The 15,374-nt window shown below is 54.8% G+C and carries 17 protein-coding genes and 1 pseudogene; all 18 read right to left on the reverse strand.

Annotation, left to right across the window (positions count from 1 at the left end):
• Window positions 1–6: 6 nt before the first annotated feature.
• The 18 genes and pseudogenes from ATW55_RS11970 to atpB all read right to left on the reverse strand — a co-directional run bounded on the left by ATW55_RS11970 (window position 7) and on the right by atpB (window position 15,374).
• Window positions 7–1,566: a complex I subunit 4 family protein gene (locus ATW55_RS11970; RefSeq protein WP_067717897.1), complete on the reverse strand. Its 1,560-nt coding sequence runs from the start codon at window positions 1,564–1,566 to the stop codon at window positions 7–9.
• On the reverse strand, window positions 1,566–3,476 hold the full coding sequence (gene nuoL / locus ATW55_RS11975) for an NADH-quinone oxidoreductase subunit L (protein ID WP_067717900.1): 1,911 nt from the start codon (window positions 3,474–3,476) through the stop codon (window positions 1,566–1,568). Before nuoL ends, ATW55_RS11970 begins: the two co-directional genes overlap by 1 nt.
• Before the next feature lie 38 nt (window positions 3,477–3,514).
• Entirely contained in the window at window positions 3,515–3,820 is a 306-nt protein-coding gene (nuoK, locus tag ATW55_RS11980; RefSeq protein WP_201024982.1) for an NADH-quinone oxidoreductase subunit NuoK, read from the reverse strand.
• Window positions 3,821–3,823: 3 nt separating this feature from the next.
• Window positions 3,824–4,345 (reverse strand): NADH-quinone oxidoreductase subunit J, encoded by a 522-nt coding sequence (locus tag ATW55_RS11985; RefSeq protein WP_067717907.1) that lies wholly within the window; start codon window positions 4,343–4,345, stop codon window positions 3,824–3,826.
• Window positions 4,346–4,542: 197 nt separating this feature from the next.
• A pseudogene (locus tag ATW55_RS16850) lies at window positions 4,543–4,923 on the reverse strand (NuoI/complex I 23 kDa subunit family protein); the annotation flags it as partial.
• 40 nt (window positions 4,924–4,963) lie between these two features.
• Complete coding sequence (gene nuoH / locus ATW55_RS11995) at window positions 4,964–5,947, reverse strand: NADH-quinone oxidoreductase subunit NuoH (RefSeq protein ID WP_067717911.1); 984 nt, start codon at window positions 5,945–5,947, stop codon at window positions 4,964–4,966.
• Complete coding sequence (locus ATW55_RS12000) at window positions 5,947–7,050, reverse strand: NADH-quinone oxidoreductase subunit D (protein ID WP_067717914.1); 1,104 nt, start codon at window positions 7,048–7,050, stop codon at window positions 5,947–5,949. Before ATW55_RS12000 ends, nuoH begins: the two co-directional genes overlap by 1 nt.
• Window positions 7,047–7,709: an NADH-quinone oxidoreductase subunit C gene (locus tag ATW55_RS12005; protein WP_067717917.1), complete on the reverse strand. Its 663-nt coding sequence runs from the start codon at window positions 7,707–7,709 to the stop codon at window positions 7,047–7,049. The genes ATW55_RS12000 and ATW55_RS12005 overlap by 4 nt, the downstream gene beginning before the upstream one ends.
• Window positions 7,706–8,257: a NuoB/complex I 20 kDa subunit family protein gene (locus tag ATW55_RS12010; protein ID WP_067717921.1), complete on the reverse strand. Its 552-nt coding sequence runs from the start codon at window positions 8,255–8,257 to the stop codon at window positions 7,706–7,708. Before ATW55_RS12010 ends, ATW55_RS12005 begins: the two co-directional genes overlap by 4 nt.
• Complete coding sequence (locus ATW55_RS12015; RefSeq protein ID WP_235587119.1) at window positions 8,248–8,625, reverse strand: NADH-quinone oxidoreductase subunit A; 378 nt, start codon at window positions 8,623–8,625, stop codon at window positions 8,248–8,250. Before ATW55_RS12015 ends, ATW55_RS12010 begins: the two co-directional genes overlap by 10 nt.
• Window positions 8,626–8,834: 209 nt before the next feature.
• The gene (gene atpC, locus ATW55_RS12020; RefSeq protein ID WP_067717924.1) at window positions 8,835–9,257 is read right to left on the reverse strand and encodes an ATP synthase F1 subunit epsilon; all 423 of its coding nucleotides are present in this window, start codon (window positions 9,255–9,257) and stop codon (window positions 8,835–8,837) included.
• A gap of 18 nt (window positions 9,258–9,275) precedes the next feature.
• Window positions 9,276–10,682: a F0F1 ATP synthase subunit beta gene (gene atpD, locus ATW55_RS12025; protein WP_067717928.1), complete on the reverse strand. Its 1,407-nt coding sequence runs from the start codon at window positions 10,680–10,682 to the stop codon at window positions 9,276–9,278.
• Between the two features lie 19 nt (window positions 10,683–10,701).
• The gene (gene atpG / locus ATW55_RS12030) at window positions 10,702–11,562 is read right to left on the reverse strand and encodes an ATP synthase F1 subunit gamma (RefSeq protein ID WP_067717931.1); all 861 of its coding nucleotides are present in this window, start codon (window positions 11,560–11,562) and stop codon (window positions 10,702–10,704) included.
• A 113-nt stretch (window positions 11,563–11,675) separates the two neighbouring features.
• A complete protein-coding gene (gene atpA, locus ATW55_RS12035; protein ID WP_067717935.1) occupies window positions 11,676–13,184 on the reverse strand; it encodes a F0F1 ATP synthase subunit alpha in 1,509 nt (502 codons plus the stop codon).
• 12 nt (window positions 13,185–13,196) lie between these two features.
• Window positions 13,197–13,745: an ATP synthase F1 subunit delta gene (gene atpH / locus ATW55_RS12040; protein WP_067717939.1), complete on the reverse strand. Its 549-nt coding sequence runs from the start codon at window positions 13,743–13,745 to the stop codon at window positions 13,197–13,199.
• Window positions 13,739–14,224, reverse strand: a complete 486-nt coding sequence (gene atpF, locus ATW55_RS12045; protein WP_067717942.1) for a F0F1 ATP synthase subunit B — start codon at window positions 14,222–14,224, stop codon at window positions 13,739–13,741. Before atpF ends, atpH begins: the two co-directional genes overlap by 7 nt.
• Before the next feature lie 82 nt (window positions 14,225–14,306).
• A complete protein-coding gene (gene atpE / locus ATW55_RS12050) occupies window positions 14,307–14,543 on the reverse strand; it encodes an ATP synthase F0 subunit C (protein ID WP_067717947.1) in 237 nt (78 codons plus the stop codon).
• 72 nt (window positions 14,544–14,615) lie between these two features.
• Complete coding sequence (gene atpB / locus ATW55_RS12055; RefSeq protein WP_067717952.1) at window positions 14,616–15,374, reverse strand: F0F1 ATP synthase subunit A; 759 nt, start codon at window positions 15,372–15,374, stop codon at window positions 14,616–14,618.

A 15,374-nucleotide genomic window follows, 5' to 3' on the forward strand; every position in this document is an offset into this window, starting at 1 on the left:
CCTGATTCAACCTCCGATCCTTCCCGCAAGCGCCTGCACGGTCGGGTGCACGACGACGCCGAGGATGTTTGGGAAAACCCCGATTGCGATGACAAACGCCACGAGGACGATCAGGGGTATCGCTTCTGTCACGCTCGCGTCGCGGACGATGCCTTGTCCTTCTTGCGCTGCCTCTTGCGCAGGGCCAAAGGTGGTTCGCTGCATCGCATATAGAAGATAAAGCGCCGCGAGAATCATGCCGAGTGTGGCGAGCGTCGAGACCCACGGAAAGCGTTCGAAACTGCTGACAAACAGCGTGATCTCGCTGATGAACCCAGAGAGTCCGGGCAGGCCGACGGTGCCAAGCGCCGCAACGAGCAGGACGCCCGAGAGCACAGGAAGAGACTTTGAGAGTCCACCCAGTTTGCCGATCTCATAGGTTCCCGTGCGCTCTGCCTGCGCGCCGACTGTGTAAAAGAGCAGCGCCGTGAGGAGGCCTGATGAGACGAGCATGAAAACGGCGCCTTGCAGTCCCAGCGCGTGCATGGAGCCGATCGCAAGGAGCACCAGTCCCATGTGGCTGATCCCGGAGAAAGCGATCAGACGGCGCCAATCGCGCGCGGCGATCGCCGCAAACGCACCGTACAGGATGCTGATGACACCGAGAACGGCGAGCCACTCGCTGTACTTGGCGAGCGCCAGTGGCAGCATCGACACGACAAAGCGCAGCATGATGTAGAGTCCCACCTTCATCAGCACGCCGCCAATCAGCATGTTGGTGCTCGTGTCGCTCTGCTCATGCGCATCGATCAGCCATGTGTGAAAAGGCACGAACGCTTCTTCGATCAGAACAGCAAACAAGAAGACGAAAAACAGCCATGTCTGCGTACCGAGCGCGAGCGGGGCTTTGACAGATTCGTCGAGCAACTGAAGCAGGTTGAGCGACATGAAATTCGGCCCGTACGCCATGTACTGCGACGCGCTGACAGCAGTCGCAGACGAGGCGAGCGCGTATGCCAGTCCCACAAAGCCAAGCAGCAAAAAAACGCTCGCGATGCCGCGATAAATGAGAAACTTGAAGGCGGCGTACTGGCGGCGCTCCTGCCCAAAGATCAGGATCAAGAAGAAGGATGCCACAAGTGTCATTTCAAGAAAGAAGAAAAACGTAAAGAGATCGGCGGAGGCAAACACACCGTAGAGTCCGCTGACAAGAAACATCTGCCACACGTAGTGCGCTTTAACGCGCGTGATGACGCGAAAGCTGCGCACCGCCGCCATGACACTCACGATCCCGGTCAACATGACAAGCGGAAGTGAGATGCCGTCGACGGCGAAGGCGAACGTGATGGTAAGCGGCGTCCCCGCAAACGCGTTGTTGATGGTGGCCCACGGGATGGTTAGCACGAACTGGTACGCAGCGTCGCTCCGCTGAAACGCGATGTACGCAGCGAGTGCAAACAGTGCCGAGAGAAGCGATCCGAGCAGCCCGATGCTGCGCGCGATGGTGTGCGCCCGATCGTTTAGCGTGAGCGTGAGCAGCGCCGCAAAGACTGGGATGAGAACGATCATCAAGAGTACGTTTTGCATCAGAGAACACCCCCAATTCCGAGCGCGATGGCAACCAGCGCGACGAGTCCAAACAAGGTCAGGACGCCGTAGGTCTGGATTTGGCCTGTGTTCGCATACTTGAGGGAGACGCCACCGGTATACCCAAGTTCTCCGAGCATGCGCACGATCCCGTCGATGATGAAGCGGTCGATGAAGGCGATTGCTCGCGCGATAGCGAATACCGGGACGACAATCAGGTAGTGATAGATCTCATCAATGTAGAATTTGTTGTAGCTCAGGGTGTACAGGACGCCCATGCGCTTGGCGAACGCCGCTCCCCGATTGGCGCGCCCGTATACGCTGTATGCAAGCCAAATGCCAAGCAGTGCGATGATGACGGAGACGAGGATGAGCGGAAGGCTTGCCGGCGGGTCGATGCCAATCCCCATGGAATGTCCGTACGTAAGAAAGCGGGTGACGAGCGGATCAAACGGGGTGTTCAAAAACCCGCTGAAAGTCGCCAGGACGGCGAGGACAAGCAGCGGAATCACCATGGCGCTGCCACCCTCATGCGCGGTTTTTTCGCCTTTTTGTTCACCCCAAAAGACGAGGAAGTACACGCGAAAGATATAGAATGCGGTAAAAAATGCGGCAAGCAGTCCCATCGCGTACAGCACATAATGTCCCGATTGAAACGTGGCCGAGAGAATCTCGTCTTTTGACCAAAATCCGGCAAAAGGAGGCACGCCTGCAAGCGCCAGTGCGCCAGCCAGAAAAGCGATGTGTGTGATTGGCATCTTTTTGCGCAGGCCTCCCATAAAAAACAGATCCTGCGTGTCTAGCGCATGGATCACGCTGCCTGCGGTCAAAAAGAGGAGCGCTTTGAAGAAGGCGTGTGTCATCAAATGGAAAATTCCTGCCGTGTATGCGCCGACGCCAAGCGCCATCATCATGTAACCGAGTTGCGAGACCGTGGAATAGGCAATCACGCGCTTGATGTCGCGCTGGGTGAGACCGATCGACGCGGCGAGCAGCGCGGTGATGCCCCCGATCACGGCGACGGTTTCGCTGGCGGCGGGGGATGCGGCGAATAGGGGCTGCATTCGGGCAACCAGGTAGACGCCCGCTGCCACCATGGTCGCCGCGTGAATGAGCGCGGAGACAGGTGTCGGGCCTTCCATGGCGTCAGGCAGCCAGACGTGCAGCGGGAATTGTGCGGATTTGCCGACGGCGCCGATGAAAACGAGCAGTGCAGTGAGTGTGATAAAACCGCTGCTGCTCATGCCAAACGGCACCGATGCGCCGTGATAGGCGAGCGTTGCAACTTGCGAGAACGCATAGCCCGCGGTGTAGAGCCCGTTAAAATCGAATGTGCCTGTCGCAATGTAGAGCAGGATGATCCCGATAAAGAGTCCGACATCGCCGATGCGCGTGACGATAAACGCTTTTTTGGCGGCGGCGGCGGCTTCCGGTTTGTAATACCAGAAACCGACGAGCAGGTAGGAACAGACGCCGACGAGTTCCCAGAAGATGTAGAACTGAAGCAGGTTCGGCGAGATGACCAGTCCGAGCATGGAAAAAACAAACAGGTTTAGGTATTGATAAAAGCGGGAGAAGCGTTCGTCACCTTTCATGTAGCTGCGTGAAAAGAGCAGCACGAGCGCACTGACGAGCGTGACGACAACGAGCATCAGGGCGTTTAGCATCGTGACTTCATAGCCGACGGTGAGGGTATGCGCCCCAAAGTCAAGCCAGGCAAAGGTCGTAGGCGCCGTCGGCCCACTCACGGCAACTTCGGCCAAAACGGCAATCGCCAGGAGAAACGAGAGAAGTACGGCGGACACAGAGATGCCCGCAACCACTGGTTCTGAGATGCGCCGACCCGCGACAAGGAGGATCGCGTAGACGAGCAGCGGTATGGCTGGAATCAGCCAAGCTTCATTGGCCATCGAATCACCTTCTGTCTAGGCTATTTCACTCGTATCGATTACCACTTCATGGTGTTGACATCGCGCACGTCCGCGCTGTTTCTCAAGCGGAAAAACGCGAGCAAAATGGCGAGTCCGACAGCGACTTCTGCCGCCGCAATCGCGATATTGAATAGAGCGAACACTTGACCGTTGGCGTTTGGTGTCACACCAAAGTGAGAGAATGCGATCAGGTTGATGTTTGAGGCGTTCAGCATCATCTCGATCGAGATCAGCACGATGATCAGGTTGCGTTTGGTCAGCGCGCCATAGAGGCCGATGCCAAAAAGGATCACGCCAAGCGCCAAAAACGGTTGCAACGCCACGATTTACTCCTCCTTTCGCGCGATCACCACGGCGCCGACAAGCGCGGCGGTGAGGATCAAGGTCACCAGTTCAAAAGGCACGGTGTATGTGTGAAAGAGCGACTGGGCGATCAAGACAACGGAGGGTTTCGGGAATGGATCAACCTTCGCCGTGGCGACAGGCCATGACGTCCCCCTTATCACAAAGAGCAAGAGCGCACAGAAAACGGCAACGCCAAGCAGCGTGAAGACGCTGCGTTTGCCGGGCCCCGGGTAACCGGTGTCGTCCCCTTTTTGCGTGAGCATCAGCGCAAACACCATAAGAATCGTTATCGCTCCGGCATAGATGAGAATCTGGACGACGCCGACGAAATCGGCGCCAAGCAAGATGAAAACCCCTGCGACGCCAAGAAACACACCGCCAAGCGCAAGTGCCGTGTGCATCACCTTTGTCAGGGACATGACCATGACACCGGACGAGATGATGAGGAGAGAGAGCAAGAAGAAGGCAACCGTCTCGCCAGTAACTGGGACTCCAAGGATCATTCCGGCTGTCCCCCTTCGCCCTGGCTGGCTGGCACGGTTTCATTGGCAGGCACAGCCGCCGCGTTTGCCTCTTTGGGTGACGCCTTCTGCCCTGCGCCACTCGCCGCCTCTGCGTTTGCGGCTTGCGCCTCGCGCGCCGCATTTGCTTCTTCTTCCGCTTTGGCATCCTGAAGCGCCTTGTAGCTTCCGTGCTCGATATGATTCTGATAAAGCCACTTCATGTCCTTATAGAGAGAATCACGTGTATAAGAAGCCAATTCGAACTGATCTGTCATGCGAATCGACTCGGTCGGGCACACCTCTGTGCAGAGATCGCACAAAATGCAGATCTCAAAATTGATGTCATAGGTGTCGATCCGCAGTTTTTTGTTCTCATCCCGCGTCCCAGACAGCGAGATGCAACTCGTCGGACAGATGCGCGCACATTGGTTGCACACGATGCACAGTTCGGGAATGAATTCGTGGATGCCGCGAAACCGCTCAGGCCAGACTGGTTTCACCTCAGGGTACATGAGTGTGACTTTCTTCTTTGGCAATTGCCGAATCGTGACGCCGAGTCCTTTGAATACGCCGAACATGGTTCCACCTCCAGTTGCCTTGATTCATGACGGACGCGCTTTACAGCAATACGACACCTGCGGTCACGACCAAGTTGGCGAGCGCGACGGGAATCAGCACTTTCCACGCAAAGCCCATCAATTGATCACCGCGAATGCGCGGCATGGTGGCGCGCACCCAAAATACGAAAAAGATACAGGCGCTCGTTTTGATCGCAAACCAAATCCAAGAAGGCAGAAAGGGTCCACTCCAGCCGCCGAGAAAAAGTGTCGTCGCAAGCGCGCACAGCGCAAAGACGTACACGTACTCTGAGAGCATGAAAAAAGCAAAGCGAAAGCCTGAGTACTCCGTGAAATAACCGGCGACCAGTTCCGACTCAGCCTCTGGCAAGTCAAACGGCGTCCGATTGAGTTCGGCGAGTCCCGCGATCATAAAGATGACGAAACCGACGATCTGCGGAATGATGTACCAGATGTGCCGCGATTGGTCGACGACAATAGTGTTCAGGTTGAGCGAACCTGTCAGCAGGACGACGCCGATGACTGACATGCCAAGCGGAATCTCGTAGCTGATCATCTGTGCGGCGGAGCGCATTCCGCCGAGCAGTGAATATTTGTTGTTTGACGCCCACCCGCCGAGCACGATGCCAAGGATCGTGATGGACGAGAGCGCAAGATAGAGCAGGAGTCCTACCTGCGTGTTTGACGTAAACACGTGGGTCGCGGTAAAGGGAATAAGTGCGAGCACCATGAAAGACGGTACAAAGGCGATGATTGGCGCAAGCAAAAAGAGCGAGCGATCCGCGTTTTCTGGGACGATATCTTCCTTAATGAGCAGTTTGAGCACGTCGGCAATGGACTGCATGAGGCCGAGTGGACCCACGCGATTCGGGCCGATCCGCAGTTGCATCCAGCCGATGATCTTGCGTTCAAAATAAATCAGGTACGTGACGATGCCAAGAATGAGGCCAAGAATGAGAACGCCGCCGATCACCATGCCGAGAAACCCTGTGCCAGAAAGCGGGGAGGATTGCCAGTTCAGCATCACCCGTCCACCTCCCCCAGCACAATATCCACAGCGCCTAAAATGGCAATCAAATTCGACATGCTCTGTCCGATCAGCAACTTGCGGAGAATCTGCAGATTGACAAAAGACGGTCGGCGCAGTTTGAGGCGATAGGGCTTATCCTTGCCGTCTGACACAATATAAACGCCGAGTTCGCCGCGCGCACCCTCGATACCAGCGTAGTACTCGCCCGCCGGAACGCGGATGAGCTTTGGCACCTTCCCGAGGATCGGTCCCTCCCCAATCGCATCCACCGCCTGTTCGACGATGCGCAGCGACTGCTCCATCTCTAGCATGTGCAGCCAATAGCGGTCAAAGCAATCGCCTTTTTGTCCGAGTACCACATCAAAGTCGAACCGATCGTAGATGCCGTACGGCTGATTTTTGCGCAAGTCCCAATTGAATCCTGTGGAGCGGAGATTGATCCCGGACAAACTGTGATTGATCGCTTCTTCTTGCGTGAAAACACCGATGCCCTTGACGCGATTGAGAAAAATCTCGTTTCCTGAAATAAGGTCGTCGTACATGCGGATCTTGTCTCGCATAAAGGGGATAAATTCTCGCACCTTTTGCAGCCAACCAGGTGGCGCGTCCCATTTCACACCGCCGATGCGCATGTAGTTATACGTCAGACGGGCGCCGCAGATCTCATTGAACAACTGCACAATGCGCTCGCGCTCTTGAAATACGTACAGAAATGGGCTCATCGCGCCAAGATCAAGCAGATACGCTCCGACAAACAACAAGTGCGAAGCGATCCGATTCAGTTCCATCACGATGATCCGCAAGTGCTCTGCCCGCTCTGGAATCTCCAGATCAAGTGCGTACTCGACGGCATGCACGAGCGCGTAGTTGTTGATCATCGAGGCGAGATAATCCAGACGATCGGTGTACGGTATGATCTGCGTGTACTGCAAATTTTCGGCGAGCTTTTCCGTTCCCCGGTGAAGGTAGCCGACTACCGGATCTGCATCCACAATCTCTTCACCGTCAATGGTAACCACCAGACGGAATACGCCGTGCGTGCTCGGGTGCTGTGGACCGACGTTTAGAATCATTTCTTCCGATCGAAGCGTACTCATTCGCTCGTATCACCCCCACTGTGCGGAGCGTTTTCAAATTCTGAGAAATCCTTGCGGAGTGGATGACCGTTCCACTCTTCCCACATCATGATGCGCCGCAAGTCAGGATGCCCCGTGAAATGAATCCCGAGTAAGTCATACGCTTCGCGCTCTTCCCAATTGAGCCCTGCAAACAGCGGAGTGATCGACTCAAGCGTTGCCGGATCGCGCGGCGTGCGCGTTTTCAGGCGAATTCTGCGTCCGCGCACAAAGGAATGGACTTCAAAAATCACCTCAATATAATCCTTGTAATCGGTTCCCGCGAAAACGCGGATGTAGAGAAATTGCTGTTCAGGATCTTCCTTAAGGAATTTTACGACTGCATACCAGGCGTCTTGTTCGACACGCAAGACAGGAAGCGACTTTGTCGCTGAAATCTCCGCGATGACTCCCGCACCGCACGCTTTCTCGATCTCAGCTTTTAACGATTCCGCGTACGCAGTCGCCTCAATCACCCGCGGATCGGGCGGCGCAGGCGCTTTGGCGGGTCGGGCAGGAGGCTCCTTTTTGACGGCCCCTTCCGTTGTTGCCGCCGTTTTTTCTGTCGTTACAGCCTTTTCTGGTTTCACAGACTTCTCTTGTTCTCCTGCGTGTTCCACTGGGGGTTTCTCGTCGGTCAACTCGACACCCTCTTCCCGGCAGCTTCCATGCGGATCTTCTCTTGAAGTTTGTTAAGCCCATAGATGAGGGCAGGAGGAGACGGTGGACAGCCTGGAATATACACGTCGACCGGCACAATCTGGTCGACGCCTTTAACGACCGAATAAGAGCGCACATACGGTCCGCCCGCCGTCGCGCACGAGCCCATCGCGATCACCCATTTGGGGTCTGGCATCTGATCGTAAAGGCGACGAAGCAGCGGCGCCATTTTTTTGGTCACTGTGCCCGCGACGATCATCACATCCGATTGGCGCGGCGATGCTCGAAAGATGATTCCGAACCGATCCAGGTCGTAGTGCGAAGCACCAGCCCCCATCATCTCAATCGCACAGCAGGCAAGTCCAAAGGTCATCGGCCACAAGCTGTTGCTGCGCGCCCACCCCTTGATCTGTTCAAGTGTACTGACCACGACACCTGCCCGTCGCAGCTCTTGAGATTCTTCTTCTGTGAACCCGTCATAGTGAATGACGGGAAGTGACACGCCCTGCGAAGAAACGTTTACATCCATTCCAGCACCTTCTTCCTCCAGGCATAAATAAGGCCAATCATCAGGAGTACGACAAAGATCATCATCTCGACGTAGCCAAACACACCCAAGGTGAGATACGAAACAGCCCACGGATACAGAAAGATAATTTCTACATCAAAAATGACAAACATCAATGCAAATAAATAATACCGCACATTGTACCGCGAACGCGCATCGCCGATCGGTTCAAGGCCGCTCTCATAAGTCGAGTTCTTTGCCTTTGAAGGTTTGTTTGGGCGAAGAAGCGGTCCCAAGACGGCGAGCGCCCCAATCGGAAGCGCAATGGCAAGTACAAGAAAAACCAATATAAAAATGAATGCGTTAGCGTACAGACAGATCCCCCCTATCCCCAAATAACGGCGCCGCCGATTATTTTTCCATAGACGGTGGTGCGAGAGCGCCATGGCGCCGTCTATCTACACGTATCAAGAAATCGTGATAGGTATGACTCCTTCGCCATTATAACAGAGTGTAGAAATTTATAACAACAGATTATGGGAATATAAGGAAAGCCCGTCGCCCTGATTTAAAATCAGTGCGACGGGCGATGAAACACTCAACGGTGTGATGCGCGTTTCGGGGAAAGCTCCGAGGCGCGCAGGCGATTGAGCGATCGTTCAAGCGCGAGTTCTGCGCGCATGACATCGACATCATCCCCGCGCAGTGAGAGCCGCTGTTCTGCCCGCTCCTTTGCGCGCATCGCGCGATCCACATCAACCATCGATCCGATCTCTGCAGAATTGACAAGGAGCGAGACCTGATCCGGGAGAACGTGCAAAAATCCGTCGGATGTCGCCACATAGTCCTCACCGTGTTCCGTGCGAATCTTTACGATTCCCGGTTTCACGGTTGTCGCGAGCGGGGCGTGGCGCGGAAGGACTCCGATCTCACCGGCGCCCGTACGAACCGTGAGAAACTCGACCGGTTCTGAGAACACAACGCGATCAGGTGTCACGATTTCGAATGGAATCGTACTCATGCGGTCACCTCCCCGGATTTAGACGCGAAATCCGTCGCGTTCCGCTTTTTCCAGAACATCTTCAATCGCGCCACAGTACGTGAAGTAACTCTCCGGAATCTCGTCATGCTTGCCTTCGAGAATTTCGCGGAAACTGCGCACTGTGTCTTTAACCTGCACATACTTTCCTGGAATGCCTGTGAATTGCTCACCGACAAAGAACGGCTGAGAGAAAAAGTTCTGAATCTTGCGCGCACGCGACACGATCAGCTTATCTTCATCGCTCAACTCATCCATGCCAAGAATGGCAATGATATCCTGAAGTTCTTTGTAGCGCTGCAAGACTGCCTGGATGCCCCGTGCAACATTGTAATGCTCTTCCCCAACTATCTCCGGAGAAAGCGCGCGCGATGTTGACGCGAGCGGGTCGACAGCCGGGAAAAGTCCCATGGACGCAATGCGGCGCTCAAGGTTCGTCGTCGCATCCAAGTGCGCAAATGTGTTGGCCGGCGCTGGATCGGTGTAGTCGTCAGCCGGCACGTAAATCGCCTGAATCGATGTAATAGAGCCGCGCACGGTTGAGGCGATACGCTCCTGAAGTTGGCCCATCTCTGTCGCCAGCGTCGGTTGGTAACCAACCGCAGACGGCATGCGGCCGAGCAGTGCAGACACTTCTGAACCCGCCTGTGTGAAGCGGAAGATGTTGTCAACAAAGAGCAACACATCGCGCTGTTCCATGTCGCGAAAGTATTCCGCAATGGTCAGCCCGGAAAGCGCCACGCGCAGACGCGCGCCGGGCGGCTCGTTCATCTGGCCAAACACCATGCTGGTTTTATCAATAACACCGGAATCTTTCATCTCATGATACAGATCATTGCCTTCGCGCGTACGCTCGCCTACCCCCGCAAAAACGGAGTAGCCGCCGTGCTCTTTTGCGATGTTGTGAATCAGTTCTTGAATTAAGACCGTTTTGCCGACACCCGCGCCGCCAAACAGCCCGATCTTACCACCTTTGAGATAGGGGGCCAAAAGATCGACAACTTTAATGCCCGTTTCAAACACTTCCGCCTTCGTCGTGATGTCTGAAAACGGAGGCGCTTCGCGATGAATCGCCCAGCGCTCCGGAGATTCGACCGGACCCGCTTCGTCGATTGGTTCACCGAGCACGTTGAAAATTCGTCCGAGCGTCCCCGCGCCGACTGGCACCGAGATCGGGCGTCCTGTATTCACCACTTCTGCCCCGCGCACGAGTCCATCTGTCGAAGACATCGCAATTGAACGCACAACATTGTCACCTAAGTGAAGCGCCACTTCAAGCGCGATGTGGATCGAAACGTCCCCTTCATAATCCACGCGAAGTGCATGATTGATCTCAGGCAATTGACCTGTCGGGAACCGTACGTCTACGACGGGACCCAAAACCTGAACCACACGTCCTGTACTCAACGATGTCCCTCCTCTGTTCTTATTTCAGCGCCTCAGCGCCGCCGACCACTTCTGCGATCTGCGTGGTAATCGCCGCCTGCCGCGCTCGGTTAAGCGTTAGCGTAAGCGATCCGATCATGTCTTTTGCCGCATCGGTCGCATTACCCATCGCCGTCATGCGCGAACCGTGTTCACTCGCCTTTGCGTCAAGCACAGACTGAAACACGAGAGTCTCAGCGTAACGCGGCAAAAGTTTTGCGAGAAGCGCCTGCTCATCTGGTTCAAAGATAAAATTGACACGGCGCGGCTCTCTGTCGCCCGCAAGATCCGTGAGTGGCAACACCTTTTTGACAACCGTCTGTTGGGTCACTGCATTGATAAATTCGTTATAAACGAGATACAGCTCATCAAACTCTTCATTCGCGTACGCTTCAATGACTTGTTCTGCAAGCGGCCTGATAAGCGCATACGTTGGTGCGTCCGACAATCCAACCGCCTCGCCGCCCAGAGGATAATTCATCCGGCGGAAAAAGTCGCGCCCTTTGCGGCCCACCGCGAATACGGTATACGCGTCTTTATCCTTGTGGCGAAACGCCTCAAGCGCTTTGCGAATCACGTTGGCGTTGTAGGGACCCGCCAACCCGCGGTCTGACGTCACAACAAGGTACCCGGTCTTGCGCACTGGACGCACCGCAAGCATGGGATGCTTCACAGACCGCACGGAAGGCGCGAGATCCGTGAGCATCTCCTGCAGCTTCTGCAGATAGGGCTTGGAGAGTTGCACAGCCTCTTGAACGCGGCGCAGCTTTGCAGCGGCGACCATTTCCATAGCCTTCGTGATCTGCGCTGTATTCTGAACACTTTTTATCCGTCTGCGAATGTCACGCGTATTTTGTGGCACATCTTCACCACCCTTGCCTCTCGGCCGTATTGATCATCATGCGTGCCGTTTATTGCCACAATCTCACGCTTTATGCACACGCGAGCATTTCACGCGATGAGCGCACGAGCAAATCAACTGACAAACGAAGCTTTAAACTTGGCAATCGCCTCTTTTAGGAGGCTTACCGTTTCGTCGCCAAGCGCTTTTGTCGCCACGATGTTTTCGAAAACCTGCGGATACGTGGATGAGATAAACGCGAGCCACTCTTGCTCAAAACGTCCCACCGCATTGCTTGGAATATCGTCAAGATGACCGTTGACCGCGGACCAAATGGAAACAACCTGGCGCTCAACAGAGAGCGGTTGATGCAAACCCTGTTTGAGAATCTCAACCATCCGCTCACCGCGCGTCAATCGCGCGAGCGTAGCCTTGTCAAGATCCGATCCGAACTGGGCAAACGCCTGCAACTCGCGATATTGCGCAAGATCAAGGCGCATCGTTCCGGCGACCGATTTCATCGCTTTGATTTGCGCGGAACTTCCGACGCGAGAGACTGACGTACCGACATTGACCGCAGGGCGCACTCCTGAGAAAAAGAGGTCAGCCTCAAGAAAAATTTGTCCGTCTGTGATCGAAATGACGTTAGTCGGAATATAGGCCGAAATGTCGCCGGCCTGCGTCTCGATAAACGGAAGCGCCGTAAGAGAACCGCCGCCGCGCTCATCGCTCAATTTTGCCGCGCGCTCAAGCAAGCGCGAATGCAAGTAAAACACGTCGCCAGGATACGCCTCGCGGCCTGGAGGACGGCGAAGCAGCAAAGACATTTCACGGTACGCAGCCGCTTGCTTCGTCAAATCGTCATAGATGACAAGCGCATGCTCACCATTGTAGAGGAAGTACTCGCCCATCGCGCATCCCGCATAAGGCGCAAGAAACAAAAGCGGAGCAGGATCAGATGCGTTCGCCGCAACGACGGTGGTGTATTCCAGCGCGCCATACTTGCGGAGTGTCTCAACGACCTGTGCCACCGTCGACTGCTTCTGGCCAATCGCGACATAGATACATTTCACGCCATTGCCTTTTTGGTTGATGATCGTGTCAATCGCAATCGTCGTCTTACCCGTCTGCCGATCGCCAATGATCAATTCCCGTTGACCGCGGCCGATCGGAATCATCGCGTCAATCGCCTTGATCCCTGTCTGAAGCGGCTCAGAAACTGATTTGCGGTCAATGACGCCAGGAGCCATTGACTCGACGGGGCGAAATGCTGTCGCCTCAATCGGACCGAGATTATCCAAAGGTTGTCCGAGCGGATTCACGACGCGTCCAAGCAACGCTTCACCGACTGGGACTTGTGCAATGCGACCCGTGCGACGCACTTGGTCGCCTTCTTTGATGCCTTCAACCGATCCGAGGATGATGACGCCGACATTGTCCTCTTCAAGGTTAAACGCCAAGCCAAAAACGCCATTAGAAAACTCGACGAGCTCTCCCGCCATGACGTTATCCAAGCCGTAAAGGCGGGCGATCCCGTCACCGACTTGAAGAACAACGCCGGTCTCATAACTCTCTACTTGCGCATCAAACTGCTCGATTTGCTTACGAATCAGTGAACTGATTTCATCTGGACGAATGCTCAACGGTTTCCCTCCTCACACAATCCGTTTCTCTAAAAGCGCGACACTCAGTTGCCGAAGCGCATTTTTCACTGAAGAATCAATCAGGCGATTGCCGAGTTGCAGCTTATATCCGGCAATCAGATCCGGATCGATCTCGACTACCGCCTCAATCTCTTTGGAAAGCGCAGCCTTCAGGCTCTGCGTCACACTCGCGCGTTGCTCCTCTGTCAATGGCTTCGCCGACGTGATCCGCACATCCACACGACCGTAGTAGTCATTCGCGCGAGCGTGAAATGCGCTCGCGATGGCAGGCACGTACTCTGCGCGTTTGCGCTTGAAAAGAACGGCCAAGAATGCGAGCAAGACATCCGGCACACGTCCGGATAACACTTTTTGCAGCACATCCAGTTTCTGTTCCGGCGTTATAAGCGGATTTTCAAAAAAGCGTTGAATCGACGCGGAATGCGCTATCGCCTCAGCGAGTGCCCGCAGACTCCCATCGACGTTTGCCACTTGTTCTACATCAACTGCCGCAAGAAACAAGCCCTGCGTATAGCGGTGTGTAACAGCGCCGTTTAGCATACAAGTTCACCCAGGCGCTGCTGTGCTTCATCCATCATCGACTGGTGTTCTGTCTCCGTCACATGATGGCGAAGCAACCCTTCGCTGATTTGCACGGTGAGTGACGCGACCGACGCGAGAACGGCATTCATCGCTTCCGCGCGCTCACGTTCAATCAACTGGCGATTCGACTCGAGCAGCCGCTGCGCCTCTTCCTGCGCTTGCAAGAGAATCTCGCGCGCCTGATCGTCTGCGCGCACGCGCGCTGTATCAAGCATTTCTTTCACTTGACGCTTTGCATCTTCAAGAATCGCTTTTTGCTCATTTAAATGCGCCTCGCTCATCTTGCGAGCGCGCTCTGCTTCTGACAGTTCATTCATCACGTATTGACGGCGCTTTTCAAGCATGTTGTTAAGCGGTTCGAACCCGACTTTTCGGATGATCAGAAACAGAATCAAGAACGTCACGATCGAGACAACAAACGTACCTAATTCGAACAAGGTCGTATTTCTCCCCTTTCTTTCTTACGTCATGCGCGGAGCCGTCTGCAACACGCAAACTTTCCCGCCATGCGCGGGCGACTTAGAGCACGCCTTTTGTAAAGAGGATGATAATCCCGAACGCGAGCGCGATTACCGGGAACGCTTCGACGATCGCGACGCCAAGCAGTGCGCTTGAGAAAATCGAGCCGCGCGCTTCCGGTTGGCGGGCCACACCTTCTACATACTTGCTCATGACGAGACCGTCACCGATACCAGAACCAGCCGCCGACAGACCCAACAACAGGGCCACCGCGATATCATATAACGCTTTCACCATCTTAAACTTCCTCCTCGTGGCTTTCATTTATAGTGTGTTTCGCGGGAAGCGCCTCAGAATAACAAACTCCCCTTAATGATCAGTGTGTTCGCTGTACGATTTATGGCCGATGTACAGAGTCATCAGGATCGTGAAGACATAGGCTTGGATGCTGCTCACAAAGGCGCTGTAAAAAAGCCAGACCAAGAGAAGCGGCATGCCGACCGGTATCACGTGATAGAGAATGGGGATGCTCAGAATCACGCCGATCAACGCCTCACCCGCAAAAATGTTACCGTAAAGACGCATCCCATGTGTGAGCGGGTTGGTGATCTCCTCAATGATGAACATTGGGTTCTTATAGTGGCGCAACCATTTGCCTGGTGTTTTAAGCCCTTGAAAATGGCTGATCACCCATACCATAAACGCCATCCCAAGCGTCATGCTCATGTTTGCCGTCGGCGAATCATAAAGTGGAACCTCGCCGTGCGCCTGCGCGAGCTTTTGTGCGGTGAGTCCGAGCCACGGAATCGGATGATTCGTATTGATGCTGATCGTTGCGATCACGCCTAGCCAGTTTGACACGAACAAGAACAAAAGCATGGTAAAAGCAAGCGGAAGAATCCACTGTACCAGACGCGCTGATGGCATCGTGTCTTTGGCCATGTTTGCCGTAAACTCGATCATCCATTCCACGAGGTTCTGCATTTTGCCAGGTTCACGCACACTGAGCCGACGCGCGGCGACGCGCAAAAAAATAATCACAACCAAACCTGCCAGAATCATCATGGCGATCGTCGTCAAGTTGATCGGAAAGGCACTGTTTGGAAACAACATCGGAAATGCGGACAT

The sequence above is a fragment of the Ferroacidibacillus organovorans genome, assembly GCF_001516615.1.
Lineage (GTDB): Bacteria > Bacillota > Bacilli > Alicyclobacillales > SLC66 > Ferroacidibacillus > Ferroacidibacillus ferrooxidans_B.

Bases quoted from the DNA above. Each gene is read 5' to 3' on its own strand.
- ATW55_RS11970 (WP_067717897.1), bottom strand. From the start codon at position 1,566: ATGCAAAACGTACTCTTGATGATCGTTCTCATCCCAGTCTTTGCGGCG.
- nuoL (WP_067717900.1), bottom strand. From the start codon at position 3,476: ATGGCCAATGAAGCTTGGCTGATTCCAGCCATACCGCTGCTCGTCTAC.
- ATW55_RS11985 (WP_067717907.1), bottom strand. From the start codon at position 4,345: ATGATCCTTGGAGTCCCAGTTACTGGCGAGACGGTTGCCTTCTTCTTG.
- nuoH (WP_067717911.1), bottom strand. From the start codon at position 5,947: ATGCTGAACTGGCAATCCTCCCCGCTTTCTGGCACAGGGTTTCTCGGC.
- ATW55_RS12000 (WP_067717914.1), bottom strand. From the start codon at position 7,050: ATGAGTACGCTTCGATCGGAAGAAATGATTCTAAACGTCGGTCCACAG.
- ATW55_RS12010 (WP_067717921.1), bottom strand. From the start codon at position 8,257: ATGGATGTAAACGTTTCTTCGCAGGGCGTGTCACTTCCCGTCATTCAC.
- atpC (WP_067717924.1), bottom strand. From the start codon at position 9,257: ATGAGTACGATTCCATTCGAAATCGTGACACCTGATCGCGTTGTGTTC.
- atpH (WP_067717939.1), bottom strand. From the start codon at position 13,745: ATGCTAAACGGCGCTGTTACACACCGCTATACGCAGGGCTTGTTTCTT.
- atpE (WP_067717947.1), bottom strand. From the start codon at position 14,543: ATGGTGAAAGCGTTATATGATATCGCGGTGGCCCTGTTGTTGGGTCTG.
- atpB (WP_067717952.1), bottom strand. From the start codon at position 15,374: ATGTCCGCATTTCCGATGTTGTTTCCAAACAGTGCCTTTCCGATCAAC.